This window comes from Bacillus sp. AF23, assembly GCF_020861455.1.
Taxonomy (GTDB): Bacteria; Bacillota; Bacilli; order Bacillales; family Bacillaceae; genus Bacillus; species Bacillus halotolerans.
This window is the reverse complement of record NZ_JAJHVY010000042.1, coordinates 1-5177: the sequence shown is the minus strand read 5'-3', so window position 1 is coordinate 5177 and position 5177 is coordinate 1. Positions and strand designations below refer to the sequence as shown.

2 protein-coding genes are annotated in these 5177 nt (G+C 38.5%); both read right to left on the bottom strand.

Translation table 11 applies throughout. From position 1 onward, the window contains the following. Positions 1-607, bottom strand: a 607-nt coding sequence (locus tag LNN34_RS21735) for a hypothetical protein (RefSeq protein ID WP_229044595.1), incomplete at its 3' end; no start/stop codon positions are given. 10 nt (positions 608-617) lie between these two features. Beyond that, positions 618-5135 (bottom strand): SDR family NAD(P)-dependent oxidoreductase, encoded by a 4518-nt coding sequence (locus tag LNN34_RS21730; RefSeq protein WP_229044594.1) that lies wholly within the window; start codon positions 5133-5135, stop codon positions 618-620. Positions 5136-5177: the final 42 nt, after the last annotated feature.

Here is a 5177-nt window from a genome sequence, read left to right as displayed (position 1 = left end):
AAGTGAAACGCTGCCTACTAAGATCAGATGTATTTTCATGAACCAGCGGGTGTATAATACCGAGCTGGTTCGTTGATACTGCAGACGGCTGTTTAATTTCTGAAGGCACCCAGTATTTTTCCTTCGCAAACGGATAGGTCGGAAGGCTAATAAAGTGAGGTCTGACTGCCATTTGATCAAACAGTTTATTCCAATCTATACTAATCCCCTTCGTCCAAAAATCAAGAATCCTTTCATACTTTTTATTTTCGAGCAATTTTTCTATTGCAGTCTGCAGTTCCTCTTCTTTACCAAAAACAGATAAAATATCATCATTTCCATGGGCAGCCCCCTGGAAAAAGTCAATGGTGGCTTCTTCGCCTGCTATATAAGAATAAAGTTTTTCTTCAAGTTCTTTTATAGAAGTTACTAATAAAGCTAAGCGATATTCCATATGTTCACGACCAACTAAGAGCGTATAACTAATATTAGTAAGGTCAGCATCCGTAAACTTCCGTTTATCAATCGTCGTAGCCAAGCGTTGCACCTGGTCGCGGAGTCGGATTTTATCCCTGGCGGATAAGACGATAATTTCAGGTTGTTTTAACATTTCGTCGATTCCCCCCATAATAAGCCCCTTATTTTCCCTTAATATATTCTTCTAATATAACGTGAGCATTAGCTCCCCCAGCACCAAATGAAGAAACGCCAGAAATTCTCGGATATTCTTGACTTGTGCCATTATGTTCAATTACCGGCCTCTTCCAATCAACCAGTTCCTTTTGTACATAAAATGGACTATCTTCAAAATCAATATGAGAATTTAATTCCTCTGCATGTAGGGATGGTGCAATCTGGCCATTTTTCATTTGAAGAACGATTTTCATTAAACCGGCAATTCCTGCTGCACTTTCAAGGTGCCCAATATTGGACTTGGCTGAACCGATAGAACAGAATTGCAAATCTTTTGTATCACTTTGAAATGCCTGTGTAAGACCCGCAATCTCAATGGGATCTCCAAGCTCAGTTCCTGTACCATGAGCTTCAATATAGCTAACTGTACGTGCATTAACTCCTGATTTATCCAATGCATTACGAATAAGTTCGCCCTGCGCGTTTGGATTAGGCACTGTATAACCATTTGTTTTTCCTCCATGGTTAATACTTGTACCTTTGATAACTCCATAAATGTTATCGCCGTCTTCTATTGCTTTAGCAAGAGGTTTTAAAAGGATCGCTCCTGCACCTTCGCCCGGTACAAACCCATTTGCCCCCTTGCCAAAGCTCTTACATTTGCCATCACTTGACAACATTTTCTTTTCACAGAGTAAAATATAAGTTGCTGGGTGAGTATATACATTCACTCCTCCAGCAATGGCTATTTCACAATCGCCCCGTTTAATAGTTTCACAGGCTTCATGGATGGCTGATAATGATGAAGAGCACATTGTATCAATAGGCAGGCTCGGACCGTGCAAATCAAAAATATATGAAATACGGTTTGCAACTGAACTAAACGAAGTGCTGAGATTAATATTCTCACCTTGCTTCCATAAATCTGGACCGTATAACTCAAATCCAGTTTTTGTGATGCCTATAAAAACACCAACATTACCATTGTGATGCTGCTTAATCCTCTCCTTGGTATAGCCTGCATCTTCAAAAGTTTTCCAGCACTCCTGCAAGATCAAGCGTTCCTGTGGGTCCATCGTCATCGCTTCACGTGGCGAGATCTTAAAAAAAAGAGGGTCAAAGTCGGCAAAGCCATCGATAAATCCGCCCCACTTACTATAGCTCTTGCCCTGTTCGATAGCTTTTTTTACATCACTAACATAAAAGCCATCTAAAGACCATCGTTCCTCTGGAATTTCCGTAATGCTGTCTTTACCAGCCCTTAGATTTTCCCAGAACTCATCAAGATCATTCGCCTGCGGTAATCGTGCGCTCATTCCTATTATCGCAATTGGCATAGAATTTGATGTTCCATGTTTGTTCACCTGATTATCTTGATCTAGCAAATTACTTATCCGCCTGTCAGTCCTGCTTCCGTCAAACATTGAATCCGTTTTACGGGTGGAAATACTATTATTTTTATCCCCCTCTTCCACACTCATACTTTGATCTTCATTTAAATTAAAGAGATTCAGAAGGGTATCCTTTTGGTTTCTAATCAAGTAATGTACTAATTCATCAATACTCTTGCATTCAAAGAACAGAGTACTGTATATATTGTTGAAAACTTGATTAAATGTATAAGTTAAATGCTTGACCATAATCGAATCAATACCATACTTTTCAAGGTCTTCTCTTGTATCCAACTGGTGGTACGGGATCTTGAGAGACTGTCCCACTAATTTGGCTATATACTGGGTGCTCTTTTCTAATAACAAGTTTTCAATTTGAGTGCTCTCTCTTCTCTTAGGTTCCTGAATGGGAATAGCCTGTGACTTAGACGGCATACCGTTTGCTACCATTGAATTTTCTTTTGATTTGTCGCCTCTCATATAAAGGAGCTGACATTCAGGTAAAGACATAATAAAGTCCAAATCCTCCATAGCTTTTTTAGGATTAATCGGACTCATTCCAGACATAGAAATTCTGATCTTAAACGCTTCAGAAAGTGACTCGCCAATACCGATGTCTCCCCAATATCCCCAATTAATTGTTTTAACTTTACATGACCATTCTTTTGATAGTCTTTGAACAAATCCATCCTCAAATGTACAACCTGTAGAATACCCGCTTTGTCCGCCTAGTTTATTAAAGGAGGCAACAGATGAAAAATAGACAACAAAATCAAGAGATTCATTCGCAAAAACTTTTGCCATATATACGCTGGCATTTATCTTTATTCCTATGATTTTTTTATAAGTGTCTACGTCCAATTCAGATATACTTCTGTCAAGCAAGCCAATAGCTGAATGAACAAGGCCGTTAACATGTGGATATATTTTTTTAATTTGTTTGTATGCTCTTTCCAGTGACTCTACATCAGTAGCGTCTGCTGAAATGTAGCGCGGTGCCGGACCAAAAGCACTGAGTCTTTCAATTTTTTTATCAATTTCGGTATTCCTCATTCTTCGACCAATCCAGATGATATTCGCCTTATAATGACGAATCATGTACTCACTCCAGGTTTCTCCGATACCTCCGGCTCCGCCGATAACAACATAGACTCCGCCTTCTCGATAAACACTTTGTACCGAGGAGTTCTTCCTGCTGTAGCTAACAAGCTGCATTTTGTACCAGCTGTTCTTTCTATATGCAACTGCGTTTCCTTCTTTATCTACAGGTATATGTAACATTGTATTTACAGGCCAGTGCACTTGATTTTCTAAATCAACAAGACGAATGTTCCATTGAGGAAATTCTTTAGCTACAGAACCAACTATCCCATTAATCCCAGCATGTACAGGATTTACAATGTCATCATCCAATACAGCCTGACTGTTAGAGGTAATAACAGTTAAATCAAATTCTTTATTATGATATTCAAGCTGAAGAAGGGCCTTTATCATTTTAAATAAGAAAATTACTCCATATTCTTGAGAGTCAACGACCTCTTGACTAACTACTGAATATATTTCGCTGGCAGGCACTATCCACACAAGGTGGTCAATTTCACCGTTTTTCTTCAGTTTTCCAGCAATTTTATCGATGCTCCACTCTTTATCCTGAGTATTCCATACGGACGCATTTGGATATTCCCTTAATAACTCAGTTCTTCCTTCACTGAAATCACCGGCAATCAGCATATGGTTTACTGTTTTTTGTTTATTTGCTAATACAATTCGCTTCCATACAGGAATCATTGTAATGTTTTCTTCTGTAATTTCATTGACTCTATCTTTAATGGTAATAGATTGATTATTTCCTTGCAGACTATCGCTGGATCCATTCCCTTTCTCTAAGATGTTGATTTGATATTCTTCTGATAATTGATAGGAGTAATCTGTTAATTTTATAATGATATCTCCTTCATGATTACATAAAGTAATATTCACTTGTTGAAATAAAGCCTGTGTAGAATCAAGTATTCCTTCATCATTTAAGGTTACATAAGCCCACATTTTTTCGGTGCAGGCATTTATGACTTCTAATTCTCCAAGAGCCATACTTAAAGGTTTTTTAACTGCAATGATTTCATCCTTTTGATTCTGCTTGAGCGTTAGCCCCATTACCGATTGTAAAGCCGCCTCAAGCATACTTGGATGAAGCATAAAGGAACCTTTGCTGTCATTTACGCAACTTGGCAATTCCAATTCAGCTAATACACTTTTCTGTCCAATATAAAGTTTCTTTAGTGCATTAAATCCCGCGCCATTTTTGATCCCTGCTACATGTAAAACTCGATTCCATTTATTCGAGCTTACATAGTTTGAATTACATTTATCTTTTATTGCTCTTATATCTATTAAACCAGATCTGTCAGGCTGTACAAATTTTCCTGTACCTCGACAATGTACAACCGGATTACTTTCACTTTTACTATAGATTTCATAAATAATCGGTCCATCGGCTTCTGGATATAACCCGGTAAACAGTTCCAACTGTTGCAATTCATCTGATATAGGGTTCATCCACTCTATATTCTGAATTAAGATCCCATTAGTTTCTGCGACAATCTCCCTGCCTGCATCAGCAAATGCCATTCTCGCCATTTCCAGGTAAATTGAATCAGGTAATAAGCGCTGCCCTTTAACAGTAAAATCTCTTATAAAAAACTCATGACCTGTAAAACCAGTACGGTAACGTTGTCCTAATAAGGATGAGACATTTTGATGCAGCAACGGGTGAATAATTCCTGTGTCACGCTTGCTGTAAGGTTGAAAAACCTCCGCCTTTTCTATCCAGTGACTCTGCTTCGCAAAAGGATATGAAGGAAGATTGACTTTGTTAAACTTTACATCGCCAAAAAGATCTGTAGATACTTCATAACCTAGACAATAAAACTCGGCCAACGCACACAGATTTTCTTTATACTTATTCGGATTTTCTTCCATATAATTTTGCTTTATGATATCCTTAATCGCTTTCCTAAGTACTGCCCGGGCTGTAAAGTCTCTTGAGACTGTCCTTTTGAACAAATTCGGCAGTTTTTCGTTCCCTTCAGCTTGTCTGAGTACTCGGATCGCATCTTCCTTGTCTTTGATCACAACCGCACAGCGGCAGTCGAAGTGATGTCTTCCTTCCATCAG